This is a genomic window from Rhodanobacter sp. UC4443_H10, assembly GCF_052978325.1.
Genome location: NZ_CM129668.1, coordinates 821,940 through 846,614, shown reverse-complemented (window position 1 = coordinate 846,614; position 24,675 = coordinate 821,940). Strand labels below are relative to the sequence as shown.

The following is a 24,675-nucleotide window of genomic DNA, read 5'->3' as shown; positions in this document are numbered from 1 at the left end:
TTTGCGCTTGCGCTACCCCAGCCGATCACCCTTCGACTTCGCTGCGCTGCGCTCAAGGTGAACGGTGGTGAATTTCTGGCTGCAACCTGAAAACGGATCATTACGATGCCCCATCACGAAACTACCCCCCTCGACCTCGCCGTCATCGGCGGCAGCGGCCTGTACAACTTCCCGGGCCTGGAAAATGCCGAGCGGCACACGGTGGACACGCCCTACGGCCCGGCCTCCGGCGACATCGTGGTCGGCGACTTCGCCGGCAAGCGCATCGCCTTCCTCGCCCGCCACGGCGAGAGCCACACGCTGCCGCCGCACCGGGTCAACTACCGCGCCAACGTGTGGGCGTTGCACAGCCTGGGCGCGCGGCGGGTGGTCGGCGTCAATGCAGTCGGCGGCATCCGCAGTGACATGGGCCCGCGCGTGATCGTGGTGCCCGACCAGCTGATCGACTACACCCATGGCCGCCTGACCAGTTACTGCGATGTCGAAGGCGCCGAGGTGAAACACATCGACTTCAGCGAGCCGTATGCCGGATCGTTGCGACGGCAATTGCTTGATGCGGCGCGTGCGGCCGGCGTGGCGGCCATCGACGGCGGCTGCTACGGGGCCACCCAGGGGCCGCGGCTGGAAACCCGTGCCGAGATCGCCCGCATGAAGCGCGACGGTTGCGACCTGGTCGGCATGACCGGCATGCCCGAGGCCGTGCTGGCGCGCGAACTGGAGCTGGACTATGCCTGCCTGGCACTGGTGGCGAACTTTGCCGCCGGCTGCGGCGACGAGGCGGAAATCAGCATCGAGGAGATCTTCGCCCACCTCGCCGCCGCCACCGCCGACGTGCCGCGCATCCTGGCCGAGTTGCTGCGGGTCTGAGGGCATCCGGTGAATTTGTGCACGGACCGGACTTCTTCGTATTGCAATGCGGCTTCACCTCTTGCTACTTTTCCCCGGCCAGCGCGGCGAGCCGGGGGGAACAGCCGCACCAGTTCTGGCGCACCATTCCATGGATCCAGAGGTTCACGCAATGACTTTCGGTACGGTCAAATGGTTCAACGACGCCAAGGGTTTCGGTTTCATCGCACCTGAGGACGGGGGAGCGGACGTGTTCGTCCATTTTTCGGCGATCGCCAGCAAGGGCTTTCGCAGCCTGCAGGAAGGTCAGCGGGTGAAGTTCGAAGTCACCCAAGGTCCCAAGGGCGCCCAGGCCTCGGCGGTCGAAGCCGCCTGATCGGCCGACCCCGCGTCGCATGATGCAAAGGAAACCCCGCACTCGCTGCGGGGTTTCCTTTTTTGCGCGAGCCCCCAACCGGAAGCCCCATCCGTTCACCCTGAGCGTAGCCGCGCAGCGGCGAAGTCGAAGGGCCACACCACGAGTCGAGACCCCTACGGCAGCGCATGGCCGCGTCGCTTGGTTAATATGGGGAATTGCCGAACACCCCAGGAGCTCGCCGTGATCATCAAGCCCAAAGTCCGCGGTTTCATCTGCGTCACCGCCCACCCGGTCGGCTGCGAGCGCAACGTGCTCGACCAGATCGCGATCACCCAGGCCGCCGGCCACGACAAGAGCAAAGGCCCCAAGCGCGTGCTGGTGATCGGCGCCTCCACCGGCTACGGTCTGGCCTCGCGCATCACCGCCGCGTTCGGCTACGGCGCCGCCACGCTCGGCGTGTTCTTCGAGAAGCCCAGCAGCCACGACAAGACCGGCACCGCCGGCTGGTACAACGCCGCCGCGTTCGACAAGGCGGCCAAGGCCGCCGGCCTGTACAGCAAGTCGATCAACGGCGACGCGTTCGCCCACGAGACGCGCGCCAAGGCCATCGAGATCATCAAGAACGAGATGGGCGGCCCGATCGACCTGGTGGTCTATTCGCTGGCCTCGCCCGTGCGCAAGCTGCCGGACACCGGCGAAGTGGTGCGCTCGGCGCTCAAGACCATCGGCGCGCCGTTCCACAACACCTCGGTCGACACCAACAAGGACACCGTGATCGAGGCCACCGTCGAGCCGGCCACCGAGCAGGAAATCAAGGACACCGTCACCGTGATGGGCGGCGAGGACTGGGCGCTGTGGATCGACGCGCTGAGCGCCGCCGGCGTGCTGGCCGAACACGCCAAGACCGTCGCCTACAGCTACATCGGCACCGAGATCACCTGGCCGATGTACTGGCACGGCACCCTGGGCCAGGCCAAGCAGCACCTGGACAACACCGCCAGGCAACTGCGCAACCGCCACCCCGGCCTCGACGCCTACGTCGGCGTGATGAAGTCCGTCGTCACCCAGGCCAGCGCCGCCATCCCGGTGATCCCGCTGTACGTCTCCATTGCCTTCAAGATCATGAAGGAGAAGGGCATCCACGAAAACCCGATCGAGCAGGCCAACCGGTTGTTCCGTGATCGTCTCTACCGTGCTGATGGTGCGGCCGCGCCTACCGACGATGAAGGCCGGTTGCGCCTGGATGACTGGGAACTGCGCGACGACGTGCAGGAACCCTGCAAGACGATCTGGCCCACCGTCACCACCGAGAACCTCAAGCAGATCACCGACTACGCCGGCTACAAGCACGAGTTCCTGCAGCTGTTCGGCTTCGACCGCGACGACGTGGACTACGACGCCGAGGTGGAGGCGGATCGGCGGTTTGATTGTGTGGAGATGTGAGGACAGGAGATATCCACTTTCACAACGTTGAACTCAGTGTCAAGGAACGGACCATATGAGTGATATGAAAACCTGCTTCAAACGGGTGGACTATGACCTGTCCAACTTGTTGCATTATCTGGATATCGGCGATATTGGTCTTCCGGACATCCAACGGCCGTTCGTATGGTCCAACGCCAAGGTGCGCGACCTGTTCGATTCGATGTATCGCGGTTTCCCGGTGGGCTATTTCCTGTTCTGGGAGAACGGGCAGGCCAACGGCGCCAAGCAAATCGGTGTGGGTGACAAGGTGCATACGGCGCCTTCGCGGCTGATCGTCGATGGGCAGCAGCGGCTGACTTCGTTATATGCGGTGTTTCGCGGCAAACACGTACTTGACGACGACTATCGCGAGCGCCGGATCGAGATTGCCTTCCGTCCGCGCGACGGTCGCTTTGACGTGGCGGATGCGGCGATCAAGCGTGACCCGGAATGGATTGCCAATATTTCCGAGCTTTGGGCCTCGGGCAACTCCAGCTTCAGGATGGTGAAGGATTTCCTCAACGGTTTGAGTGCCAAAACGGAACTGAGCGATGAGGAAGAAGAGCAGATCAGCCACAATCTCGACCGCTTGTTCGATCTGCAGAAGTACCCGTTCACTGCGTTGGAGATCGCCTCGACAGTGGACGAGGAGCAGGTCGCCGACATTTTTGTTCGTATCAATAGCGAGGGCGTGAAGCTCAACCAGGCAGACTTCCTGCTGACTCTGCTGTCGGTGTTTTGGGATTCGGGCAGGGCGGCATTGGAGCATTTTTGCCGTGCTTCGCGTCAGCCACCGGCGGCAGGCAGTGCGGCTTCGCCATTCAATCACTTCATTGAGCCTGATCCCGACCAGTTACTGCGTGTGTCGGTAGCGCTTGGCTTTTCGCGTGGCCGCCTGAAAAGCGTATATCAGGTGCTGCGTGGCAAGGATTTGGAGACAGGACAGTTTTCCGCCACTCGTCGGGATGCGCAGTTTCAGATTCTGCAGCAGGCACAGGCCAAGGTGCTGGATCTGACTTGTTGGCATCAGTTCCTGAGCGCATTGATTGGCGCAGGATTCCGCAGCCGCGAGATGATCTCATCGCAGATGGCATTGGTGTATGCCTATGCGTTCTATCTGATCGGCCGTACCCAGTGCAAAGTTCCCGAGCACCAGTTGCAGAAGGTGATCGGGCGTTGGTTTTATTTCGCCAGTTTGACTGGCCGTTACAGCAATTCGCCCGAAACAATCATGGACAGCGACCTCAACCGCTTGCGTGGCGTGAGTGAGGCTGAGCGATTCATTGCGATTCTCGACGATCTGATGACCAGTCAGCTTACAGGCGATTTCTGGGCGATCACTTTGCCCGCTGCGTTGAACAGCTCGTCGGCACGCAACCCGGAGCTGTTCGCCTACGTGGCTGCGCAGAATCGTTTGAACGCGCCGGTACTGTTTTCGCACAAAAAGGTTAGCGATCTGCTCGACCCGGCGCTGAAGACAAAAAAGAAGTCCCTTGAGCGGCATCATCTATTTCCTGTCGCCTGGTTGCAAAATCAGGGCGAGGAAGACCGCAAGGTCATCAATCAGATGGCGAACTACGCACTTCTGGAATGGCCGGACAACATTGATATCAGTGACAGTCCGCCGACCGATTACGTGCCACAGATCAAGGCACGTTTCAGCGGCGAGGAATGGCAGCGGATGCATGAGCTACATGCCTTGCCGATTGATTGGCCGCAGATGAATTATGCTGATTTTCTGCTGGAGCGGCGCAAGCTGATGGCCGATATTGTTCGTCGGGGCTTCGAGACATTGAGGTGACGGCCTGGGTCGCGGCAGGGGACGCGTCTGCATGAGTAACCGTTACGAAGCCGGTGAGGCCCAAGGCAGCTACGAGCCTGGCTCGGACGACCGGGTCTTGCGGAACAAGCTGGGCGTGACCGATCCAGACGAGATGGACGAAGTCGAACTGCAGTTATTGGGGCAGATCTACCGGGCGGTGCTGTTGGAGGCATTGCCTGATCGGCGCCTGTACGTGGCGGACTTGAAAACCTGGCATCGTCGGCGGCTCGGCAATGTATATGACTGGGCTGGCATGGAGCGCTCGGTCAACATGGGCAAGGGCGATTTCCATTTTGCCGCGGCAACGCAGGTTCCCCGTCTGTTGACGGTGTTTGAACACGATTGTCTTGCACGTTTCACGCCTTGCCATGACATTGATGATGCTTCATTGATCGAAGCGATCGCCATGGCCCACGTAGAACTCATCCTGATTCACCCATTTCGCGAGGGGAATGGGCGGCTGTCGCGCCTATTGGCCGACGTCATGGTGGTACAGGCGGGGCGCGGGCCACTCGACTACAGCGCGTGGGAGGCAGACAAGGCAGCGTATTTCGGCGCCATTCGAGCCGGCATGGCGAACGACTACCGGCCGATGCAGCGATTGGTTGAAGCGGCCCTGGTGAACTGAGAGGAGTCAGCTTGCCAGTGCGATTCCGCGAAGCTTGGGGTTCTTGCCGAGCAAGGACTCTTCGACCTGGCGGATGCTCTTGCCGGTTTCGATAGCGGTGGAACTGGTCGCCAGCCGGCCAGGACTGGCCGGGCGCCGACTCATGGGGAGTCCGATGGAAGCAGTGCCGGTGAAATGGCTGCGTGAACGTGATGAATGCTGGTTCAGCAGACAGTGCCACCGGGAAGCCGTCGCCCGTAGGAGCCCGCTCGCGGGCGATGCTGTTTTGGTTTGCGGCTGTCGAACCCCGACACCCGACAAGAGCATCGCCCGCGAGCGGGCTCCTACGGGTGTGACGGGAGTCGACAGGGTGTGAGGGCGATCAGGCTTCGCCCATGCCCTCGGCCGGTTCCGATGCGCTGCCGGCGCGGACCTTGTCCTCGATCTGCTGGCCGATTTTCGCGTCCACGCTTTTCCAGTAAGCAAAGGCGCGTTCCAGCACCGGGCTGCGCACGCCGCCGAGCAGGCTGCCGGCGACCTGATCGACGAACTGCGCGCGCTGGGCGTCGTTCCACACCTCGCGCACCAGGGTGCCGGCCTGGCCGAAGTCGTCGTCCTCCGCGTGCAGCGTGTATGCGCTGCGTACCATCTCGCCGTCGGCTTCCCAGCCGTTTTCGACCGGGCCGGTGTCGTCCGACCACGGGCGCCCGCCGCTGTTGGGTGCATGCACCGGGGCGTTGCCGCTGTGGTGGTAGGCCATCTGGCCGTCGAACATGTACGTGTTCACCGGCACCTTGGGCTGGTTCACCGGCAGCTGGTGGAAGTTGGTGCCGATGCGGTTGCGCTGGGCATCGGCGTAGGCGAACGCGCGGCCGAGCAGCATCTTGTCCGGCGACAGGCCGATGCCCGGCACGGTGTTGCCCGGCGAGAACGCGGCCTGCTCGATCTGCGCGAAGAAGTTTTCCGGATTGCGATTCAAGGTCATCGTGCCGACCTTGATCAGCGGGTAGTCCTTGTGCGGCCACACCTTGGTCAGGTCGAACGGATTGAAGCGGTAGTTCTTCGCCTCCGCATACGGCATCACCTGCACCGACAGGTCCCACACGGGAAATTCGCCGCGCTTGATCGCGTTGAACAGGTCGGCGCGGTGGAAGTCGGCGTTCTCGCCGGCCATCGCGGCCGCTGCGGCGTTGTTGAAGAACGCCATGCCCTGGCGGGTGTGGAAATGGTATTTCACCCAGAACTTCTCGCCGGCGGCATTGATCCACATATAGGTGTGCGAGCCGTAGCCGTTCATGTGCCGCCAGGTGCGCGGCAGGCCGCGCTCACCCATCACGTAAGTCACCTGGTGGGCGGTTTCCGGATTGGACGTCCAGAAGTCCCATTGCATGTGGTTGTCGCGCAGGCCCGAATCCGGCAGGCGCTTCTGGCTGCGGATGAAGTGCGGGAACTTCATCGGATCGCGCAGGAAGAACACCGGCGTGTTGTTGCCGACCAGGTCGTAGTTGCCTTCGTCGGTGTAGAACTTCAGCGAGAAGCCGCGCACGTCGCGCCAGGTATCCGGGCTGCCCGATTCGCCGGCGACGGTGGAGAAGCGCGCCAGCATGTCGGTCTTCGCGCCCTTCCGGAACAGCGCCGCGCGCGTGTAACGGGACACATCCTCGGTAACCTGCAGCACGCCGAACGCGCCGGCACCCTTGGCGTGCGGCTGGCGCTCGGGCACCTTCTCGCGGTTGAAGTGCGCCATCTGTTCGAGGAAGTGCACGTCGTGCAGCAGCAGCGGGCCGTTCGGGCCGATGCTCAGCGAGTTGCGATCGCTGACGGCAGGGGCGCCGGCGCCGGTAGTGGAACCGCTGGCGGACTTGTTCTTGTCGTGGGACATGGGGACTTGCCTCCTTCGATGCAGGTTGGTCGAGGTGACCGGACCCAGTCTGCCTCCAACCGCGCGGGCACGCCATTCGGTATTTCCAATCGGGACGATAGGCCGCGCTGCAGCGCGTGCGAAACCGGCCACGGGATGGAGAATCGGCGCGATCAGGAATATCGTGCGAGGTCGAACCCTGCATTTTTTCCCCATCCCCGAGCCAAGGAACCGCCATGACCACCAAAGCCTACGGCGCACATGCCGCCGACAAGCCCCTGCAAGCCCTCGACATCGAGCGCCGCGCGCCCGGTCCGCAGGACGTGCAGATCGAGATCGCCTATTGCGGCGTGTGCCACTCCGACCTGCATACCGTGCGCTCCGAATGGGGCGGCACCTTGTATCCCTGTGTGCCGGGTCACGAGATCGTCGGCCATGTGAGCGCAGTAGGCGGCGAGGTGACCGGCTTCAAGGTCGGCGATACGGTGGGCGTGGGTTGCCTTGTAGGCAGTTGCCAGCATTGCGCAGCCTGCGACGAAGGGCTGGAGCAGTATTGCGAGAACGGCTTCGTCGGCACCTACAACGGCCCGACCGCGGACGCGCCCGGGCACACGCTGGGCGGCTACTCGCAGCGCATCGTGGTCGACAAGAAGTTCGTGCTGAAGGTCCGCCACCCCGAATCGCAACTGGCTGCCGTCGCGCCGCTGCTGTGCGCCGGCATCACCACCTACTCGCCGCTGCGGCACTGGAAGGTCGGCCCCGGCAGCAAGGTCGGCGTGGTCGGCATCGGCGGGCTGGGCCACATGGGCGTGAAGCTTGCCCACGCGATGGGCGCACACGTGGTGGCCTTCACCACGTCGGACGGCAAGCGCCAGGCGGCGCTGGACCTTGGCGCGAACGAGGTGGTGGTATCGCGCAACGCCGGCGAGATGAAGGCGCACGCGGGCAGCTTCGATTTCATCCTCAACACCGTCGCCGCCAGCCACTCGCTGGATGCCTACACCAGCCTGCTCAAGCGCGACGGCACCATGGTGCTGGTCGGGGTGCCGGAGCACCCGCATCCGACGCCGAACATCGGCAACCTGATCTTCAAGCGTCGTGCGATTGCCGGCTCGCTGATCGGTGGCATCGCCGAGACGCAGGAGATGCTGGACTTCTGCGCCGACAAGGGCATCGTCTCCGACATCGAGATGATCCGCGCGCAGCAGATCGACGAGGCCTACGATCGCATGGTCAAGGGCGACGTGAAGTACCGCTTCGTGATCGACAACAGCTCGCTGGCCAGTTGATCTGGATGTGCTCCCTCCCCTGCGATGGCAGGGGAGGGCCGGGGCGAAGTCGCTCTTCGCGGCTTGCCCTGCTCAGCGCCAGTTCGCGTGCCGTTCCCAGAACGCCACGGCACGCCGATAGGCCGTGCGATCCAGTGGCACGCCCGAGCCGCCTTCTTCCACGCCCAGCGCATTGCGCAGCATGGTGATCGGCACCATCGGGATCTCTTCGGGCTCGGCCGTGTAGAGGCAGCCGACCACGCCCCAGTCGGCGTCGATCGGCGAACCTTCCTTCGCCAGCTGTTCGCGGCTGTAGAGGATCGGCAGCAGATAGTTGGCGACCGGCGGGTCGATGCCTTCGAACCAGCGCACCAGCACCGGCAGCTCATCAGTGCTGCGCGCCTCGTAGGCCGAACGCAGCAGGTGGCGGTTCGCCTCGGTGATCGGCGTGGCAGTGCAGCGCGTGGACGTCCAGTTGCGGTGCACGTGCAGCTTGCAGAACGGCGCGTAGCCATCCAGCACCTTCAACGGCGCCTCGGCATTGAGGCGCTGCTCGAACTCCTCGGCGGTGCAATCCTGGATCGCGCTGCGGCGGCGATCGCGAGGGAACAGTCGGGTGCGGGCGAAGGGAGTGAGGACGATAGGCATGGAAGGCCGGGATTCGGGATTGGAGGATACGGATCAGGCCACGAACTGCAACCGTGCCAATTCGGCATACAGGCCACCTTCGGCCAGCAAACTGTCGTGCGTGCCTTGCGCCACGATGCGGCCGCCGTCGAGCACCACGATGCGGTCGGCACGTTGCACGGTGGCGAGGCGGTGGGCGATCACCAGGGTGGTGCGGCCTTTTTCGAGGCGCTCCAGTGCCTGCTGGATCGCCGCCTCGGATTGCGCATCCAGCGCCGAGGTGGCTTCGTCGAGCAGCAACAGCGGGGCGTCACGCAGGATGGCGCGCGCGATCGCGATGCGCTGGCGCTGGCCGCCGGAGAGGCGCACGCCGCGTTCGCCCATCTCGGCCTGGTAGCCGTCGTGCAGGGCGCTGATGAAGTCGTGCGCCTCGGCGGCGCGGGCCGCCTCGTGCACTTCCTCGTCGCTGGCGCCGTCGCGGCCGAAGCGGATGTTGTCGGCGGCGCTGCCGCTGAAGATCACGGTCTCCTGCGGCACCAGCGCGATCGCGCCGCGCAGGTCGTCCAGCGTCACCGCGCGCAGGTCGACGCCGTCGATGCAGATGCGGCCGGACTGCGGATCGTAGAAGCGCAGCAGCAGCGAGAACACGGTGCTCTTGCCGGCGCCGGACGGGCCGACCAGGGCGACGGTTTCGCCCGGGCGCACGTCCAGCGTGAAGTCGTGCAGCGCGGGGGCGTCGGGGCGGCTCGGGTAGTGGAAGCTGACGCCGTCGAAGCGCAGCGCGCCGCGGAGCGGCTTGGGCAGGGCGAGCGGCTGCGCCGGTGCGACGATTTCGGGACGCTCGTCGAGCAGTTCGCCCAGGCGCTCCATCGCGCCGGCCGCGCGCAGCACGTCGCCCCACACCTCGGAGAGCCCGGCGACCGAGCCGGCGGCGAACACCGCGTAGAGCACGAACTGGCCGAGCACGCCGGGGTCCAGCGTGCCGGTCAGCACGTGGCGCGCGCCGGCCCACAGCACCAGGGTGATTGCGCCGAACACCAGCACGATCACCGCCATGGTCAGCAGCGCGCGCATGCCGATGCGCCGGCGCGCGGTGGCCAGCGCACGCAGGATCGCGTGGCTGTAGCGGGTGCTTTCGATGTTCTCGCGCGCGTACGCTTTCACCGCGGTGGAGGCGTTGAGGGTTTCGTTGGCGATCGCCGCGGCGTCGGCGAGGCGATCCTGGCTGGCGCGCGAGAGTTTCTGCACGCGGCGGCCGAAGACGAGAATCGGCAGCATCACCGCGGGGATCACCAGCGCGGTGAGTCCGGCCAGCGAGGGCGCGGTCCATACCATCATGGCGCTGGCGCCGACCAGCATCACCACGCTGCGCAACGCCACCGACACGCCCGAGCCGATCAGCGTCTGCACCACTTCGGTATCGGCGCTGAGGCGCGACAGCAGTTCGCCGACACGGCTGCGTTCGAAGAACGCCACGTCCAGCCGGATCACCTGCGCGTACAGGGTCTGCCGCAAGGAAGCCAGCGCGCGTTCGCCCAGCAGGGTGATGCAGAAATAGCGCGCCGCCGTGGCCACGGCGAGGACCAGCGCCACGCCGAACAGGGCGATGAAGGTCTCGTTGATCGCCGTCTGGCTGGCGTGGCCGAAGCCCTTGTCGATGATGTGGCGGAACGCCAGCGGCAAGGTCAGCGACGCGCCCGAGGACAACCCCAGGAACACCAGCCAGCCGACGGCGAGCGCGCGGTGCGGTTTCAGGAACGGCCACAGTCCGCGCAGCGCGCCGAGGCGGCGGGACGGGCGGGGCGTGTCGGTGGCGGCGTCGCTCATGGATACTCGCAGGATGTCCGTAGGAATGCGCACGGCGGCACGCAGCCTTTGAAGTGGGGCGCACGGCCGCCGATTCAATCCGCAAACAACATCCACGTAGACACTTAGATCGAAGTCAAGCCTTTTCGAGGTCTGCATAGAGGAGAGCGGAGTCGTAGAGGGCGGGGTTTTTCATGACGGCCCAAGCGGCGGTGAGCATCTTGCGCATGACGGCGGTGGTGGCCTGCAAGGGCTTCTTGCCGCGGGCGACAAGGCGTTCCTTGAAGGCCTTGGCGCGTGGGTCGTGCACGGTCGCGCTCATGGCGGGCAGGAAGAGCGCGCGGCGCAGGTACTTGTTGCCGTGGCGGGAGATGCGCGGCGCCTTGTGCACGCTGGTGCCGGATTCGAACACGCGCGGGTCGAGGCCGGCGTGGCTGACGCAGGCGCGGCTGCTGAGCGTGGGTGGCAGGGTGATCAGTTCACTGAGCAGGGCGACAGCGGAGACGTCGGCGATGCCCGTGAAGCTGCACAGTGCCTTGAAGCAGGCGTTCAAGTGAGGCTCCTCGCGGATCAGGGCGATGGCGTGGGTGCGGATGCGCGCGATGCGCTTGTCGGTGCTGGCGATCATGCGCTTGAGCTCGTCGCGCAACAGGCGCGGGCTGCCTTTGACGCTTTGCAAGGCGTGCAGGCGGTTCTTGTTGGCGGTGTTCGCCTCGGTCAGCTGGACAAGGAAACGTCCGTAGCTCCGCAGCTGCAGGTGCGCCTCGCTCGGCGCCACCCAGGCCAGGAACGGCATGCGCTGAAGGCATTCCAGCAGCATCTTGGCGTCCAGCCGGTCGGTCTTGTTACGCTGGTTCAGCGCTTGCGCGAAGTGGTGCGCCACGCGCGGGTTGATCACCATCACCTCGGCGCCCAGCTGCTGCGCCTGCAGCGCCACGTCCAGGTAATACACGCCCGTGGCCTCGACCAGTACGCGCAGCGTCATGCCGTGGCGCAAGCGCCCTTTCAGGAACGTCAGCAAGGCTGGCGCCGTGTTATCCACCGTGCCTTGCTCACGCTCGCCGGCGATCTCGCTGGCCCAGGCATGGGACTTCGCGCCGATGTCCAATGCCAGCCAAGCCGTATCCGAAGAAGAAGTCATGCGCGTGCCTCGTGCGGTATCGTGGGGTAGGATGTTTTCAGGTTCCCCGACCCCGCACTCTCGCGGCACACCCTTGTCACGCTGGCTCAACGGCCCGGGACACTTATCGTGCTCAGCGAATGGGGCGGGGAGCCGCTCTACGTGCGAGGTCAGCCAGGCTGCCTCAAGGAGCCCGCGGCTTCCCCGAAAACGTGGACGACCTTACGCCTGCCGCCCTCGATGACCAACGTACAAGGAGCCCGCTTGCGGGCGATGCTTTCGAGCCGGGAACAGGGAATAGGGAATCGCAAGAGCAAGAGCATCGCCCGCCAGCGGGCTCCTGTGGGTGGGGCGCGGTCAGTCGAGTAGGGTGGGCACTGCCCGCCATCGCTTCTGGCTGCGGTGCATACGAAGAGCCGGAGGTAAGGAGTCCCCCCTACCCGAGGCGCGGTCAATCCAGGCGCTTCGCGCTGCTGCGGCCGCGAGTGAGGTCGCGTACCAGCAGTGTCAGTTCGTCCGCGCGGTTTTGCGGCAGTTGCAGTTGCAGGGTGACGCCGTCGGCGTCGAACTGCTCCGCTTCGACCTCGGCCTGCAGATCCTTGAGGCGGGCCTTGAGCAGCGCGAGTGCGGCGAACTCCACGCGCAGGCCGCACCGCGCCATCGCCACGATCGGCACCCGTTCGGCCAGGCGCAGGCATTCGGCGGCGGTGCCACCATAGGCGCGGGCGAGGCCGCCGGCGCCGAGCTTGATGCCGCCGTACCAGCGCGTGACCACCACCATCACGCCATCCATCTGCTGGCCCTCGATCGCCTGCAGGATCGGTCGGCCCGCGGTGCCGCCGGGTTCGCCGTCGTCGTTGAAGCGGTAGTCCTGGCCCATGCGCCAGGCCCAGCAATTGTGCGTGGCGGCCGGGTCGGCGACCTCGCGCAGGAAGGCCAGCGCCTGGGCGGGCGAGGTCACCGGCTCGGCGATGGCGAGGAAGCGGCTCTTGCGGATGTCCTGCTGGTGGCGGCAACGCGCGGCGACGGTGGACAGCGGCTCGCTCACGGTTTGGGCAGTTTCGCCTGCAGCTCCGGCGGCAGCGGCCATTGCGGGTGGGCGTGGTGGAAATCGAGCAGGCGCTGGCGTGCCTCGTGCTGCTCGCCTTGCGCGAACAGCTGCTCGATCCGCGCCAGCTCCTCGGCCGGAGTGATGACGCCAGCCGTCGCTGGTGCGGCTTCCTTCGCGACGGTGCCCGCTGGCGGCGCGGGCGGTGCTGCCGGCGCGGGCGCCTGGAGCATTGCCGGCAGCGGCGGTGGCGGCGGTGCCGGTGGGGCTGCGGCCATCTGCGGTTGCAATGACGCCTTGGCCATCGGCGTCACCGGCGGCGGTGGGGCCATCCTTTCCGCGACGACGGCAGGGGCGACGGCTTGTTTCCCTGCAGCCATCGACCGGCGCCTGGCCGCTTGTGCTGCCTGCGTGCGCGGTGACGGCGCCGCAGCGGCAGCGGCGCGATCGGCAGCTTGCCCGGCAGTGGGCAGCGTGACGGCCTGCGCCGGCGCGGCCATTTCGGTCGGCAGCGGCGAAGCCGGCGACGTCGAGCGCATGTGCCAGGCCAGGCCGGCAACCAGCACCAGGCTGGCCGCGCTGCCCAGCGCCACCAGCCAGTGCGGCATGGGGCGACGGCGTGCGCGCGCGGCCGGGTCGACCGACGGGATCGCGCGAGCCTTGATCGCCGACAACGGCTTGGGGTGTACCCAGTCGCCGGACTCGCGCGGGTTCTTGCGGCGTTCGACGTGCAACGGCGCCCGGTCGACGCCGAGCGCATGCGCCGCGGCATGCAGCACGGCCGCGTCCAGCTCCGGACCGGGCTCGCGCCGCGGCAGATGCCGGTACAGCGCGGCCACTTCGGCTTCGCCGGGCAGCTTCTCGTCCGGGGTGGCGGGATCGTTCGGTGGCAGGGGCGTGCTCATTCGGACAGCGCTTCACGTAGGCGGGTCATGGCATAGCGCAGGCGCGACTTCACGGTCTCGCGGCCGCTGCCGGTCACTTCGGCGATCTCCTCCAGGCTCAGCTCCTGCTCCAGCCGCAACAGGATGGCGGTGCGTTGCTCGTCGGGCAACTGCTCGATCGCGCGCTGCAGGTGGCGGCGGCGCTCGAAATCGGACCAGGCGTGCTCGGGTTGCTCGTGTTCGGGGATGGCGACGCGGGACAGCGCCAGTTCGGCTTCCTCGCCGTCGGCGGTGGGGCGCTGGCGGCGCAGCGCATCGACCAGCAGGTTGTGCGCGATCTGCAGCAGCCAGGTGCTGAACTTCGCTTGCGGCTGGTAGCGCGCGCGGGCGGCGATCACCCGGCTCCAGGTTTCCTGGAACAGCTCGTCGGTGCGCTGGGGATCGCGCAGGCTGCGCAGCAGGAACCGATACAGCACGCCGCGATGCTTCGCGTACAGCGCCTCGAACGCGGCAAGATCGCCGCGCGCGTAGGCCAGCATCAGCATCGCATCGGGGTCGACCGGGGCATCCATGGAGTGCGAGGGTAAGACAAATCGGCGGTGTCCGGGCGACCCGTGCAGGGGCGCCGGCGCGACGGGTATCGGCCCCGCCGCGCGCTCGTCGTGGGGGAAGGCGGCAGCGGGGGAGCAAGCTGCGGTCGTCACGGCGGTCGACGCGGCGGGGCCGAATGGCTCAGCGCAGGAAAGTTTCAGGGTTGGCCGGGGCGGGCGTGGCCAGGCCCTCGGCCAGCTTCACCAACTGCACGAAGCCGGCGCGGTAGCCGTCGGCATCCTGGCCGCGGGCACCGTTGGCGAGCTGCGCGATCTGGCGGTAGCCGTAGCCGTCCAGGTACTTGCCGCCGCGCAGGGCATCGGCGAACGCGGCCACCGCGGCGGCCCAGCGCAGCCGCTCGCTGGCTTCAGCCTCGGCCTGCGCGGCGATCGGCTGTTCGATCAGGCGGCTCGCCGACTGACCCGGCAACTTGTAGCGCAGGCGCAGGAAGCCGAGTTCATTGCCGTGGCCTTGCGGCTCGGCGCGGCCGCCGTAGCGCAGCGGATCGATCCGCGCGCCGGCAGAGCCGGCCGGGGTGATCTCGTAGATCGCGGTGACGTTGGCACCGGCGCCGATCTCGCCGGCGTCGACCTGGTCGTTGTTGAAATCCTCGCGCTTGAGCAGGCGCTTCTCGTAGCCGATCAGGCGGTACTCCTGCACCTGGGCGGGGTTGAACTCCAGCTGGATCTTCACGTCCCTGGCGATGGTCAGCAGCGTCGCGGACATCTCGTCCACCAGCACGCGACGGCCTTCGGCGAGGTTGTCGATGTAGTGGTGGCTGCCATTGCCCACGTCGGCCAGCATCACCGCCATCGCATCGTTGTAGTTGCCTTCGCCGAAGCCCAGCGTGGTCAGCGCCACGCCGCTCTTGCGATGGTCCTCGATGGTGGTTTTCAGGGCTTCCTCGTCGACCGTGCCCACGTTGAAATCACCGTCGGTGCACAGGATTACCCGGTTTACACCGTCCTTGATGAAGCCTTGTCCGGCCTGCGCATAGGCCAACTCGATGCCGGCCCCGCCATTGGTGGAACCGCCGGCGCCGAGGCTGTCGATGGCGGCATCGATGGTGGCGTGCTGGTCGCCGGCAGTGGAAGGCAGGGCGACGCCGGCGGAACCGGCATAGGTGACGATCGCCACCCGGTCCTGCTTGCGCAGTTCGCGCACCAGCTGTTTCAGCGAAGCCTTGAGCAGCGGCAGCTTGTCCGGCTCGTTCATCGAGCCGGAGGTATCGATCAGGAACACCAGGTTGGCGGCGGGGATCTGCGCCTTCGGCACGCGATAACCCTGGATGCCGACCAGCAACAGTTGCCGCTGTGCATTCCACGGCGCCGGCGCCAGTTCGGTGATGACGCTGAACGGCTGCGCGCGATTCGCCGGCGGCGCGTAGTGGTAATCGAAATAGTTGATGAACTCCTCCGCGCGCACCGCGTCGGCTGGCGGCAGGCGGCCGGCATTCAACATGCGCCGCACGTTGGTGTACGCGCCGGTGTCGACGTCGATGCTGAAGGTGGACACCGGGTGTTCGCTCACCAGCCGCACCGGATTGGCGTCGCGGTGGGTGTAGTTTTCGGTGTTGATGTCGCCGGGCAATGGTTGGTTCGGGGGCATGATGATCGACGCCATCGTCGGCATGGCGGGGGCCATGCGTTTGCCTGCTGCCAATGGCGCCGCGACCATCGGTGGCGGTGCGGGAGGCGAAGGCGGGGTTGCCCGGCGTTGCACATACGGCGGCGGTGGCAGTCGTGGCGGCGAGGGCAGTGTGGTGTCGTTCGCCGCCCTGGGTGCGGTTTCCTGCAACGGGCGGGTGGAAGGTGCCGGCGTGGTCCGGGCCGACTGGTCATTCTGCGTTGCCGCGGCGCTGGCGGCATGGCCGGTCTTGACCGGCTCGGCGGTTGGCCGGTGGCCGCAGCCGGCAAGCATCACCAGCAAGGCCATCAACACGCTGCGCCACGGGGTATTCGTTTTCATCGCGTCGGTTCTCCTCCGGGTGTGGAAGATGAAACGCAGCGCGAACGGAAAGGGGGTTGAGCCTGTGCCGACTGAAACTCGCCGGACCGTCGCGGTAGCATGGCGGCCTTACGCACGCCCCTTCGGAACGACATGATCAACAACGACGTACTGCGCTCCATCCGCTACATGCTCGACTTGAGCGACGGCAAGGTGGTGGAGCTGATCCACCTGGCCGACGCCGCGGCGCCGGTGACGAAGGAAGAAGTGCAGGCGATGCTGAAGAAGGACGACGAGCCCGGCTACGTCGAATGCAGCACCAAGCTGCTGGCGCTGTTTCTCGACGGACTGGTGTTCCACCGCCGCGGCAAGGACGAAAGCCGCCCGCCGCGCCCGCCGGAGAAGCGCGTCACCAACAACGTGGTACTGAAGAAGCTGCGCGTGGCGTTCGAACTCAAGGACGTGGACATGCACCAGATCCTCGAGTCCGCCGGTTTCCCCGTCTCCAAGCCGGAACTCAGCGCACTGTTTCGCCAGAGCGACCACAAGAACTTCAAGCTGTGCGGCGATCAGCTGCTGCGCAATTTCCTGAAAGGGTTGACAGTGCGGGTGCGCGGCAACGGCTGAGCACCGTTGCCAGCCGGCGCCGGGCTGGCTCCCAGGCCCGAGGCACCGCAGCCCTCTGGAGTGCGGATGAGCGAGCGTATCCTCTACCACCGTTTCCCTCTGGCCGGCATCGACGCGATGACGGCATCCACGGCGCGCAGCTATCCGCGCCACACGCACGACCAGTACGGCATTGGTGTCCTCGACACCGGCGGACATGCATCGTCGAGCGGCCGGGGTCAGGTCGAAGCCGGGCCGGGCAGCCTGATTTTCGTGAACCCGGGCGAAGTCCATGACGGCCGCGCAATCCATGGACAGCCGCGGTCGTGGCGGATGTTGTATGTCGATCCCGAGCTGCTGGGCAACGTCCTGGACGATATCCACGATGGCGCCCACATATCGCTGGCATTCGCCGCACCGGTATTCAAGGACGAGCGATTGCGCCGGCTTTTCGACGACATCTTCACCCATGTGCCTGCGGGCGGATCGAGCAATGCGATGGCCTGCGAGACGGCGCTCCTGCGCCTGGCTGCGGGCATGCAGGCCAATGCGGCGGGCGGCCGAATGGCGTCGCCGGGGCCGGTGGCTTCCATCCGCCAGGTCCGCGACAGGATCGATGACGACCCGGCCGCGCCGCTGATGCTGGCAAGCCTGGCCGACGAGGCCGGGCTCAGTCGCTACCAGTTGCTTCGCGGCTTTGCGCGCGAGCTGGGGCTGCCGCCGCATGCTTACATCTTGCAGCGGCGGGTCGCTCTGGCGCGCCGGCTCATTCGCAACGGCCATGCGCTGGCCGAGGCGGCGGCGATTGCCGGCTTTTTCGACCAGAGCCACCTGACCCGCTGTTTCACCCGGCAGTTCGGCGTTACGCCGAGCCGCTACGCCGCCGCCGGTTGATTCCGCGCCCGCACTTTTGTCCAAGACCGCCCGCGTCGGTGTCGTCAGGCTTGCACCCGTCCAACCGACAGGAGTGCGGCACATGCAGAACGCCATCATCGACCCCAACCAAGGCGAAGTTTCCCCGACAACCACCGAAGGCGTCGCGCCGGCGATCATCCGGCGCTGTCGCGACGACGAGCGCGCGACGATACTTGCGATCATCCAGGCCGCTGCCGAGGCGTACCGGGGCGTGATTCCCGACGATTGCTGGCACGAGCCATACATGACGTTGCGGGAGTTCGACGGCGAGATCGCCGCCGGGGTCGAATTCCGGGGTTATGAAATGGATGGCGCGCTGGTCGGCGTGATGGGTGTCCAGGCGGTGCGAGACGTCGACCTGATCCGCCACGCCTACGTCCTGCCTGGCCAGCAGGGCCGCGGCATCGGCGGGGAGCTGATCACGCACCTGCGCCGCAAGAGTGCGCGGCGCATGCTGGTGGGCACATGGTCCGCGGCCGACTGGGCGATCCGCTTCTATCAGCGGCACGGTTTCGAACCGGTGCCGACGGCGCAGGCGCCGAAGCTGCTGCGGGCCTACTGGAACATATCGGAACGACAGATCGAGGCATCGGTGGTACTCGCCGACGTTCGGCCTATTCCGGCTGGTACGCCCACACGGTTTCTTCGCTGCTGACGCTGCGGATGCGGCCCAGGCGGCGGATGAGGTGTTCCACCGAACGGGAGCGGGCGAGGGTCATGTCGCCGATGCGCATGGCGCTGGTGATCTCCACGGTGGCGGTCTTGCGGTCGTCGGAGAGTTGGATCGACTTGGTCTCGAAGTCGTAATCCGGTGCGTTCGCTCGGTGTCTTCGTGCGGCGCAGGGGGCGATGCTCTTGTGACGTGACGAAATCCAGGTCTTGGCCGGTTAAGGAGCATCGCCCGCGAGCGGGCTCCTACGGTGATCGGCGCGCTGGAGCTCCGGCGCGCATCGTAACGTCCCGCGCGCGATCGGGTCAGCGGCGCTGGCCGATCACCGGGCCGGGCGACGGCTGGCGGAAGTCCTGCGGCTCCAGGTCGCGGATGAGGCGGAACACGCCAGCGTGGATTTTGCGCGAGAGCACCACGTCCAGCACGGTGGTCTGGTGCGGGCCGAGGATGGCGAACAGGTCATCGACGGCAATGCTGCGCGCCAGCGCGTGATGCACCAGGCCGCCGAGATCCTGCGGCGTGACGCTGGCACCGTAGGGCCGGTGGCTGGGCATGGCGGGGCGCAGTGTCTTGCGCGAGTTGTCCGGATGACTCACGCGATCGGCGCCCGCGAGCAGCGTGTGGTCGAGATACAGCGTGGTGGTGGCGCGATGGCGCGGGTTGACCTGGCGATCGAGCATGAAGCCCGGCGGCATCCGGTCGGGGCTGGCCTGCGGCCCGGCGGTGAGCAGGAAGCCGGCGCCGGCCAGCGCCTCGCCGCTGTCGTCGCTGATGCGCACGATCAGCTGGCTGCGCGGGTCGTGGATGTGCACGCGGGCGGGGAACGGGTCGGCCGGTTCCAGTTCCACCCGGTGCGCGTCGCGTGCGGCGTTCTCGGCGTCAAAGGCGTCGGCCAGGGTGGCGTAGTCGCCGCTGCTGCGCACCTGCAGGCAACGCAGGATGTCGGCCACGGTGGTCGGCGCCGCCTCGCGCAGGATGCCGTGTTCGCTGCCCGAGTGGGCGGCGTCGGCCACGATCTTGAAGGCGAAGCGCGGGCCGCGGGTCACCCTCAACGCCAGTTCGTCGATGCCGCCGACATCACTTTTGCCATCCCGGCTCAGCACCGCGTGGCGCGCATTGAGATTGGCCGCGGCAAGGCGCACCACGCCGTCGGAGCCGTCCTCGCCGGTATAGGGCACCAGGTAGTCGTACAGCGCGCGGTCGGGGCGATCGCCGGTCAGCACGAACTGATACAGGCCGGTGGTCGCGGGGTCCACGCCGTGGATGGTGTCCAGGTTGAGGGCGAGCGAGGCCGGGCTGCCCAGCGTCAGCCAGTCGAGCAGGCGCTGGCCCGGTTCCACGCCGTGCCACCACGCCTTCAGCTTGCCGAGCACGCCCTTGCCCAACTGTGCCAATGCGGAACCGAAGTTCGCCGGCGCCAGCATCACCAAGTGGGTCAGGCGGATGGTGCTGTGGCGTCCGGGTTGCATGCGCTGCGCGCGCAACCACTCGCGCACCACCGGGCCGCCAAAGGAGTGCGTCACGCAGGCGAAGCTTGCGTCCTGCAGGTGCAGGTCGCGCAGGGCGTGGTCGAATGCGCGCACCAGGTCGGCCATGGTTACCGCGTCGTCGAAGCTCACGTATTCGGACAGCCAGATGTCGGCCAGGGTCATCGCCAGGCCGCTGGCGGCCGCACGTTGCTGGAGGCGTTGCGGCATCTGTCCGTAGGTGGCGGTGCTGGTGACGCTCCAGCCGTGGACGAAGACGAGGGTGGTCATGGCGACGCCTGCGCGGCACGCGCCGATCGCGCGCGTCGATCATCCTCGCGCAGTTGTCGCCGTCACGAAAGCGCGCCTTGCGTGCGGCCTCGCATCGGTTAACCTGCGAGCCTTCGTGCTGTCGGCCCGACCATGCTGCTTTCGCTCATCGCTGCGTTGATCCTGCTCGCCTGGCTGGCGCTCTGGCGTCGCTGGCGTCGGCTGGGCGGCGGCGCCGCGCTACTGGCGGTGCTGCTGTTGCTGCTGGCCGGATGTGGCGTGTTGCCCCGGCTGTTGCTGCAACGCCTGCAGGCGCCGTATGCGCTGCGTCCGACGCTGGCATGGGCACCGCACAACGCGATCGTGTTGCTGACCGGCGGTTCGATCCATGTGCCGCAGGACAAGGTCGAACCGAGCATCAGCGCGTACGGACGGATCACCGAAGCGGCCGTGCTGTACCACGCCTGCCACGCGGCCGGGACCGATTGCAAATTGCTGGTCAGCGGCGGCGACCCGGAACGCATGGAAACGCCGCTGGCCGTCTCCTACGCCCGCGTGCTGCGCGGGCTCGGTGTGCCGGACGAGGATCTGATCCTGGAATCCCGCAGCAACAACACCTGGCAGAACGCGCAGTTCTCGCGCCCGCTGCTGGCCAGGCTCGACGCGCCGAAGGTGTGGCTGGTCAGCTCCGCCTGGCACCTGCGTCGCAGCGTGCTGTACTTCGACCATTTCGGTATAGCAGCCACCCCGGTGCGCGCGGATTACCTGCACGCCAACCTGGGCCTGTGGCCCTCGGCGCAGAACCTGGTGCTGACCGACGTGGCCCTGCATGAGTACCTGGGCGTGCTGCGGTACCGCGTCTACAACGCGATGGGCTGGAACGCACCGGTCATGAAACCCTTGCGGTAGGGCGGGCAATGCCCGCCGGCCTCCGTCGCGGCCGTGCAGCGGGCGGCGACCTTCGTGTGGCGCAGGGTCCGGCATGGATCAGCCTTCGCGCATCACCATCAGGCGGATCTCGGTCATGTCCTCGATCGCGTAGCGCAGGCCTTCGCGACCCAGGCCGGACAGCTTGACGCCGCCGTAGGGCATGTTGTCGACGCGGAAGCTGGGGATGTCGTTGATGATGACGCCGCCTTGCTCAAGCTCGTTCCAGGCACGCATGGCGTGGTCCAGATCGTTGGTGAAGACCCCGGCCTGCAGGCCGTAGTCCGAGTCGTTGACCATGCCGATCGCCTGGTCGAACTTGTCGAACGGAGCGAGCAGCGCGAACGGGCCGAACGCTTCCATGCGGTTCGCCTTGGCATCGGCGGGCACGTTCTCCATCAGCGTGGCGTCGAGCATGTTGCCCTCGCGTTTGCCGCCGCAGAGAATCCTGCCGCCGGCCTGTTTCGCTTCCAGAATCCAGCCGTGCAGGCGTTCGGCGGCCGCCTCGTCGATCATCGGGCCGAGGAATACCTCCTTGTCGCGCGGGTCGCCGGCCTTGAGCTTCTTCGTGGCGGCGACCAGCTTGCGCTTCAGCGCGTCGTAGACATCCGCGTGGGAGTAGATGCGCTGCACGCCGATGCAGCTCTGCCCGGACTGGTAGAACGCGCCAAACACCAGCCGCTCCACCACGCGATCGAGCTGCGCGCCCTGGTCGGCGTCGACGATGCAGGCGGCATTGCCGCCCAGTTCCAGCACTACCTTCTTGCGCCCGGCGCGTGCCTTCAGTGCCCAGCCGATCTGGCCGCCGGTGAACGAGAGCAGCTTGAAGCGCTCGTCCTCGACCAGCGGTGCGGCATGGTCGCCGTCCAGCGGCAGGATCGAGAACGCGCCCTTCGGCAGATCGGTCTCGGCCAGCACCTCGCCGATGATCAGCGCGCCGATCGGGGTCTTCTCCGACGGTTTCAGCACGAACGGGCAGCCGGCGGCGATCGCCGGCGCCACCTTGTGCGCGACCAGGTTCAGCGGAAAGTTGAACGGCGTGATGAACGACACCGGCCCCAGCGGCACGCGTTTGGTGTAGCCGTGATAGCCGTCCAGACGGCTGGCCAGTTCCAGGTTGATCGTCTCGCCGTTGATGCGCACGGCTTCTTCGGCAGCGATGCGGAAGGTCTCGATCAGCCGGGTCACCTCGCCGGCCGCATCCTTGATCGGCTTGCCGGCCTCGATGCACAGCGCCTCGGCCAGTTCGTCGCGGCGCTCGGCGAAGCGCTGCGCGCAATGCTGCAGCACGGCCTGGCGCGCCCACGGCTTGAACTCGCGCATGGGCCTGGCCGCCTTCACCGCGGCGGCGATCGCCTGCTCGGTGGCCTTCGCGTCCGGTACCGCGACGCGGGTGGCGAGCTTGCCGTTGTACTTGTCGCGCACGTCGAGCATGGCCTTCGACGTCTGCGGCCGGTTGGCAAGGTAGTACGGGTAGGTCTTGTTCAACATGGCGCTTGCCTGCGGTTGCGATCCGGCAAGGATAGGGCGTGGTGTTGTTCAGGGGTCGTGAGCTGCTGTCGTCTGCCAGTGGGTGAACCTGGTTTCGCGCTGGCCGCGACGGCCACACGGGCATGATGTCGAGGCTCTCCCCGCGGCGACACAAGGCTGCATGGCCATGCGCCAGCTTGCCGAACATCAATTCGCGCCGGCCGCCGCCCCGTCCATGAACAGCCCGATCACCATGTCGAACTCTTGCCGCAGGTCGAGGCCCGGCTCGCTGAGCCAGCGCATCAGGGCACCCAGGTAGAGGTAGTGGAAATAGATGCCCAGTTGTTCGGAGCGATGCTGCGGCGCCAGTTCGCCGCGATCCTGGGCGGCTTCGATCAGCATCACCCAGAGTGGAAGCAGGCCGCGATCTTCCTTCGGCCTGGCGCCCGGGTCGAAATTGGCGAACTTGTAGCGGATGTAGGGCAACAGGATATCGGCGTGCTGTTCGCACCAGTGCGCCGATTCGTGCAGCAGTGCCGTGGCGCCGGCGCGGAAGCCGGCACGTTCGTGCAGGCTGAAGTCGCGTGTTGCGAGGTCTTTCGAGAGGGAAGCTTCCAGCGTGTGTTCCAGCAGGGCTTCTTTGGCCGGAAAGTATTTGTACAGGGTGCGCTTGGATACGCCGGCCTGGGCGGCGACCTGCTCCATGGTCACCTGGGCATAGCCGTGCGATGCGAACAATTGGCGCGCAACGAGGCCCATGTGTTCGGGCAAATCGGCCCGGCTCGATGGCCGGGGACGCGGACGGGAAGAGGGCATGGCTCAGACACTCGGTGGCATGTAAAGTATACGACGTTTACTTTACATGGGAGCGTGACATGAAGCTCGTGCTTCTGACCTGCGGCACCGAGGGCGATACGCGCCCGCTGGCCGCCCTGGGTCATGCCCTGCGCAAAGCGGGCCATGAGGTGGTTCTGCTGGGTGACGCGCGAACCCTGGGCACGGCGAATGCGCTCGGGATTCCAGCCACGCCGCTTTCCGGCGACATCCGCGAGCTGTTTGCCGACTGGGGACAACAAGGGCCGCGCGGCACGGCCAAGGCCATGGTGGCATTGACCAACAAGCACACGGCTGCGTGGATGCGGGAGACGCTGGCCGCGGCGGAAGGTTGCGATGCCATCGTGACGTCGGGCCTGGCCGGCTTCGTCGGGCTTTCGGTGGCCGAGCGCCTCGAGGTTCCCGCCGTCATCGCGGGGATGATCCCCCTTACGCCGTCGCGCGAGTTTGCTTCGCCCTTCTTGCCGCCGGCCTGGGTCCCCGCCTGGTTGAACCGGGCCAGCCTCGCGTTCACCAACAAGCTGTTCTGGCTGGCTTTCAAGCAGGCGCTCAACCGTGCACGGGCGGAGGTGCTGGCCCTGCCGCCGCGGAAAACCGTGTGGAAGGATCTGCCCATGCTCTACGGCATCTCGCCGACGCTGCTGCCATCGCCCAAGGACTGGCCGGCGAATGCCACGCTGTGTGGCCAGTGGCTGCCGCCCATGGGTGAAAGCTACACGCCACCTCCGGCTCTGGCGACGTTCCTTGCCGCCGGCACCGCGCCGGTCTATGTGGGCTTTGGCAGCATGACCGGCATCGACATGGCTGCCATGCTCGGTGCGGTGGTCGCGGCGCTGGACGGGCGACGTGCCGTGTTCTGGCCGGGGTGGAACGGGATGGGCGACGTGCGTCTGCCGGACAATGTCCTGTGCATCGACGCCACCCCGCACGATTGGCTGTTTCCACGGATGGCTGCGGTGATCCACCACGGCGGATCGGGAACCACCCACTCGGCCCTGCGGGCAGGCAAACCCTCCATCGTCATGCCGTTCGCCGGGGATCAGGCGTTCTGGGCGGATCGCCTTCGTCGGCTGGGCGTGGCGCCGGCGGCACTCCCGGCGGCAACTCCGGACGCCAGGGCTCTTGCCGCGGCCCTCGATTTTGTCGCGGGGGAAACCATCGCCGCGCGTGCAGCCGAGCTTGGTCGGCGTATCGCCCGCGAAGACGGCCTGGCTACGGCGGTCGCCGCCATCGAGAGAATGTTTTCAGGCTAGGAGCCTGGGCGGCAC

The 24,675-nt window shown here is 66.6% G+C and carries 23 protein-coding genes; 12 read left to right on the top strand and 11 right to left on the bottom strand.

From position 1 onward, the window contains the following. The first annotated feature begins 105 nt into the window (after nucleotides 1-105). The 5 genes from ACVCMB_RS03905 to ACVCMB_RS03885 all read left to right on the top strand — a co-directional run bounded on the left by ACVCMB_RS03905 (nucleotide 106) and on the right by ACVCMB_RS03885 (nucleotide 5,118). The gene (locus ACVCMB_RS03905; RefSeq protein WP_447106198.1) at nucleotides 106-867 is read left to right on the top strand and encodes an S-methyl-5'-thioinosine phosphorylase; all 762 of its coding nucleotides are present in this window, start codon (nucleotides 106-108) and stop codon (nucleotides 865-867) included. A gap of 151 nt (nucleotides 868-1,018) precedes the next feature. After that, nucleotides 1,019-1,222 (top strand): cold-shock protein, encoded by a 204-nt coding sequence (locus ACVCMB_RS03900; protein ID WP_136259031.1) that lies wholly within the window; start codon nucleotides 1,019-1,021, stop codon nucleotides 1,220-1,222. Nucleotides 1,223-1,444: 222 nt separating this feature from the next. After that, the gene (gene fabV / locus ACVCMB_RS03895) at nucleotides 1,445-2,647 is read left to right on the top strand and encodes an enoyl-ACP reductase FabV (protein ID WP_447106197.1); all 1,203 of its coding nucleotides are present in this window, start codon (nucleotides 1,445-1,447) and stop codon (nucleotides 2,645-2,647) included. A gap of 55 nt (nucleotides 2,648-2,702) precedes the next feature. Continuing rightward, nucleotides 2,703-4,469, top strand: a complete 1,767-nt coding sequence (locus ACVCMB_RS03890; protein ID WP_447106196.1) for a GmrSD restriction endonuclease domain-containing protein — start codon at nucleotides 2,703-2,705, stop codon at nucleotides 4,467-4,469. Between the two features lie 31 nt (nucleotides 4,470-4,500). Beyond that, on the top strand, nucleotides 4,501-5,118 hold the full coding sequence (locus ACVCMB_RS03885; RefSeq protein WP_447106195.1) for a Fic/DOC family protein: 618 nt from the start codon (nucleotides 4,501-4,503) through the stop codon (nucleotides 5,116-5,118). A gap of 361 nt (nucleotides 5,119-5,479) precedes the next feature. Here the strand turns inward: ACVCMB_RS03885 and ACVCMB_RS03880 are convergent, their stop codons facing one another. After that, nucleotides 5,480-6,979: a catalase gene (locus tag ACVCMB_RS03880; RefSeq protein WP_447106194.1), complete on the bottom strand. Its 1,500-nt coding sequence runs from the start codon at nucleotides 6,977-6,979 to the stop codon at nucleotides 5,480-5,482. Nucleotides 6,980-7,194: 215 nt separating this feature from the next. Between ACVCMB_RS03880 and ACVCMB_RS03875 the strand changes: the two genes are divergently transcribed. Next, nucleotides 7,195-8,247 carry an NAD(P)-dependent alcohol dehydrogenase gene (locus ACVCMB_RS03875; RefSeq protein ID WP_447098765.1) on the top strand — a complete coding sequence of 351 codons (1,053 nt, stop codon included), beginning with the start codon at nucleotides 7,195-7,197 and terminating at the stop codon, nucleotides 8,245-8,247. Between the two features lie 72 nt (nucleotides 8,248-8,319). Here ACVCMB_RS03875 and ACVCMB_RS03870 read toward each other — a convergent pair whose 3' ends face one another. The 7 genes from ACVCMB_RS03870 to ACVCMB_RS03840 all read right to left on the bottom strand — a co-directional run bounded on the left by ACVCMB_RS03870 (nucleotide 8,320) and on the right by ACVCMB_RS03840 (nucleotide 15,910). Continuing rightward, nucleotides 8,320-8,874, bottom strand: coding sequence for a DUF3228 family protein (locus ACVCMB_RS03870; protein WP_447106193.1), 555 nt, complete (start codon nucleotides 8,872-8,874; stop codon nucleotides 8,320-8,322). A gap of 33 nt (nucleotides 8,875-8,907) precedes the next feature. Next, a complete protein-coding gene (locus tag ACVCMB_RS03865) occupies nucleotides 8,908-10,680 on the bottom strand; it encodes an ABC transporter transmembrane domain-containing protein (RefSeq protein WP_447106192.1) in 1,773 nt (590 codons plus the stop codon). A 115-nt stretch (nucleotides 10,681-10,795) separates the two neighbouring features. Further along, entirely contained in the window at nucleotides 10,796-11,800 is a 1,005-nt protein-coding gene (locus ACVCMB_RS03860; protein ID WP_447106191.1) for an IS110 family transposase, read from the bottom strand. A gap of 430 nt (nucleotides 11,801-12,230) precedes the next feature. Next, nucleotides 12,231-12,827 carry an IMPACT family protein gene (locus tag ACVCMB_RS03855; protein ID WP_447106190.1) on the bottom strand — a complete coding sequence of 199 codons (597 nt, stop codon included), beginning with the start codon at nucleotides 12,825-12,827 and terminating at the stop codon, nucleotides 12,231-12,233. After that, nucleotides 12,824-13,732: a hypothetical protein gene (locus ACVCMB_RS03850; protein ID WP_447106189.1), complete on the bottom strand. Its 909-nt coding sequence runs from the start codon at nucleotides 13,730-13,732 to the stop codon at nucleotides 12,824-12,826. Before ACVCMB_RS03850 ends, ACVCMB_RS03855 begins: the two co-directional genes overlap by 4 nt. Continuing rightward, nucleotides 13,729-14,283, bottom strand: a complete 555-nt coding sequence (locus ACVCMB_RS03845; RefSeq protein WP_395118779.1) for an RNA polymerase sigma factor — start codon at nucleotides 14,281-14,283, stop codon at nucleotides 13,729-13,731. The genes ACVCMB_RS03850 and ACVCMB_RS03845 overlap by 4 nt, the downstream gene beginning before the upstream one ends. A 160-nt stretch (nucleotides 14,284-14,443) precedes the next feature. Next, nucleotides 14,444-15,910 carry a vWA domain-containing protein gene (locus ACVCMB_RS03840; RefSeq protein WP_447106188.1) on the bottom strand — a complete coding sequence of 489 codons (1,467 nt, stop codon included), beginning with the start codon at nucleotides 15,908-15,910 and terminating at the stop codon, nucleotides 14,444-14,446. Here ACVCMB_RS03840 and ACVCMB_RS03835 point away from each other — a divergent pair. The 4 genes from ACVCMB_RS03835 (at nucleotide 15,909) to ACVCMB_RS03820 (ending at nucleotide 18,425) form a co-directional block, all read left to right on the top strand. Continuing rightward, complete coding sequence (locus tag ACVCMB_RS03835) at nucleotides 15,909-16,406, top strand: hypothetical protein (RefSeq protein ID WP_447106187.1); 498 nt, start codon at nucleotides 15,909-15,911, stop codon at nucleotides 16,404-16,406. The genes ACVCMB_RS03840 and ACVCMB_RS03835 overlap by 2 nt on opposite strands. Further along, nucleotides 16,403-16,876: a YehS family protein gene (locus ACVCMB_RS03830; protein WP_395118773.1), complete on the top strand. Its 474-nt coding sequence runs from the start codon at nucleotides 16,403-16,405 to the stop codon at nucleotides 16,874-16,876. Before ACVCMB_RS03835 ends, ACVCMB_RS03830 begins: the two co-directional genes overlap by 4 nt. Nucleotides 16,877-16,942: 66 nt before the next feature. Further along, complete coding sequence (locus tag ACVCMB_RS03825) at nucleotides 16,943-17,749, top strand: AraC family transcriptional regulator (RefSeq protein WP_395118771.1); 807 nt, start codon at nucleotides 16,943-16,945, stop codon at nucleotides 17,747-17,749. An 82-nt stretch (nucleotides 17,750-17,831) separates the two neighbouring features. Next, the gene (locus ACVCMB_RS03820; protein ID WP_447106186.1) at nucleotides 17,832-18,425 is read left to right on the top strand and encodes a GNAT family N-acetyltransferase; all 594 of its coding nucleotides are present in this window, start codon (nucleotides 17,832-17,834) and stop codon (nucleotides 18,423-18,425) included. 320 nt (nucleotides 18,426-18,745) lie between these two features. On the opposite strand, the gene ACVCMB_RS03815 is transcribed toward ACVCMB_RS03820, so the two are convergent. Next, the gene (locus ACVCMB_RS03815; RefSeq protein WP_447106185.1) at nucleotides 18,746-20,197 is read right to left on the bottom strand and encodes a phospholipase; all 1,452 of its coding nucleotides are present in this window, start codon (nucleotides 20,195-20,197) and stop codon (nucleotides 18,746-18,748) included. A 132-nt stretch (nucleotides 20,198-20,329) separates the two neighbouring features. Here ACVCMB_RS03815 and ACVCMB_RS03810 point away from each other — a divergent pair, with 132 nt between their 5' ends. Then, nucleotides 20,330-21,085 carry a YdcF family protein gene (locus ACVCMB_RS03810; protein WP_447106184.1) on the top strand — a complete coding sequence of 252 codons (756 nt, stop codon included), beginning with the start codon at nucleotides 20,330-20,332 and terminating at the stop codon, nucleotides 21,083-21,085. Nucleotides 21,086-21,163: 78 nt separating this feature from the next. On the opposite strand, the gene ACVCMB_RS03805 is transcribed toward ACVCMB_RS03810, so the two are convergent. Together ACVCMB_RS03805 and ACVCMB_RS03800 are read right to left on the bottom strand one after the other, a co-directional pair. Beyond that, nucleotides 21,164-22,594, bottom strand: coding sequence for an aldehyde dehydrogenase family protein (locus tag ACVCMB_RS03805; protein WP_447106183.1), 1,431 nt, complete (start codon nucleotides 22,592-22,594; stop codon nucleotides 21,164-21,166). A gap of 186 nt (nucleotides 22,595-22,780) precedes the next feature. Continuing rightward, nucleotides 22,781-23,332: a TetR/AcrR family transcriptional regulator gene (locus ACVCMB_RS03800; protein WP_447106182.1), complete on the bottom strand. Its 552-nt coding sequence runs from the start codon at nucleotides 23,330-23,332 to the stop codon at nucleotides 22,781-22,783. A gap of 116 nt (nucleotides 23,333-23,448) precedes the next feature. Here ACVCMB_RS03800 and ACVCMB_RS03795 point away from each other — a divergent pair, with 116 nt between their 5' ends. Next, on the top strand, nucleotides 23,449-24,660 hold the full coding sequence (locus ACVCMB_RS03795) for a glycosyltransferase (protein ID WP_447106181.1): 1,212 nt from the start codon (nucleotides 23,449-23,451) through the stop codon (nucleotides 24,658-24,660). The last annotated feature ends 15 nt before the right edge of the window (nucleotides 24,661-24,675 follow it).

What these genes read in the sequence shown, in the direction of transcription:
- ACVCMB_RS03905 (WP_447106198.1), top strand. Translation starts at nt 106, where the DNA reads ATGCCCCATCACGAAACTACCCCCCTCGACCTCGCCGTCATCGGCGGC.
- ACVCMB_RS03900 (WP_136259031.1), top strand. Translation starts at nt 1,019, where the DNA reads ATGACTTTCGGTACGGTCAAATGGTTCAACGACGCCAAGGGTTTCGGT.
- ACVCMB_RS03890 (WP_447106196.1), top strand. Translation starts at nt 2,703, where the DNA reads ATGAGTGATATGAAAACCTGCTTCAAACGGGTGGACTATGACCTGTCC.
- ACVCMB_RS03885 (WP_447106195.1), top strand. Translation starts at nt 4,501, where the DNA reads ATGAGTAACCGTTACGAAGCCGGTGAGGCCCAAGGCAGCTACGAGCCT.
- ACVCMB_RS03880 (WP_447106194.1), bottom strand. Translation starts at nt 6,979, where the DNA reads ATGTCCCACGACAAGAACAAGTCCGCCAGCGGTTCCACTACCGGCGCC.
- ACVCMB_RS03875 (WP_447098765.1), top strand. Translation starts at nt 7,195, where the DNA reads ATGACCACCAAAGCCTACGGCGCACATGCCGCCGACAAGCCCCTGCAA.
- ACVCMB_RS03870 (WP_447106193.1), bottom strand. Translation starts at nt 8,874, where the DNA reads ATGCCTATCGTCCTCACTCCCTTCGCCCGCACCCGACTGTTCCCTCGC.
- ACVCMB_RS03865 (WP_447106192.1), bottom strand. Translation starts at nt 10,680, where the DNA reads ATGAGCGACGCCGCCACCGACACGCCCCGCCCGTCCCGCCGCCTCGGC.
- ACVCMB_RS03860 (WP_447106191.1), bottom strand. Translation starts at nt 11,800, where the DNA reads ATGACTTCTTCTTCGGATACGGCTTGGCTGGCATTGGACATCGGCGCG.
- ACVCMB_RS03850 (WP_447106189.1), bottom strand. Translation starts at nt 13,732, where the DNA reads ATGAGCACGCCCCTGCCACCGAACGATCCCGCCACCCCGGACGAGAAG.
- ACVCMB_RS03845 (WP_395118779.1), bottom strand. Translation starts at nt 14,283, where the DNA reads ATGGATGCCCCGGTCGACCCCGATGCGATGCTGATGCTGGCCTACGCG.
- ACVCMB_RS03835 (WP_447106187.1), top strand. Translation starts at nt 15,909, where the DNA reads ATGATGATCGACGCCATCGTCGGCATGGCGGGGGCCATGCGTTTGCCT.
- ACVCMB_RS03840 (WP_447106188.1), bottom strand. Translation starts at nt 15,910, where the DNA reads ATGCCCCCGAACCAACCATTGCCCGGCGACATCAACACCGAAAACTAC.
- ACVCMB_RS03830 (WP_395118773.1), top strand. Translation starts at nt 16,403, where the DNA reads ATGATCAACAACGACGTACTGCGCTCCATCCGCTACATGCTCGACTTG.
- ACVCMB_RS03825 (WP_395118771.1), top strand. Translation starts at nt 16,943, where the DNA reads ATGAGCGAGCGTATCCTCTACCACCGTTTCCCTCTGGCCGGCATCGAC.
- ACVCMB_RS03820 (WP_447106186.1), top strand. Translation starts at nt 17,832, where the DNA reads ATGCAGAACGCCATCATCGACCCCAACCAAGGCGAAGTTTCCCCGACA.
- ACVCMB_RS03815 (WP_447106185.1), bottom strand. Translation starts at nt 20,197, where the DNA reads ATGACCACCCTCGTCTTCGTCCACGGCTGGAGCGTCACCAGCACCGCC.
- ACVCMB_RS03810 (WP_447106184.1), top strand. Translation starts at nt 20,330, where the DNA reads ATGCTGCTTTCGCTCATCGCTGCGTTGATCCTGCTCGCCTGGCTGGCG.
- ACVCMB_RS03805 (WP_447106183.1), bottom strand. Translation starts at nt 22,594, where the DNA reads ATGTTGAACAAGACCTACCCGTACTACCTTGCCAACCGGCCGCAGACG.
- ACVCMB_RS03800 (WP_447106182.1), bottom strand. Translation starts at nt 23,332, where the DNA reads ATGGGCCTCGTTGCGCGCCAATTGTTCGCATCGCACGGCTATGCCCAG.
- ACVCMB_RS03795 (WP_447106181.1), top strand. Translation starts at nt 23,449, where the DNA reads ATGAAGCTCGTGCTTCTGACCTGCGGCACCGAGGGCGATACGCGCCCG.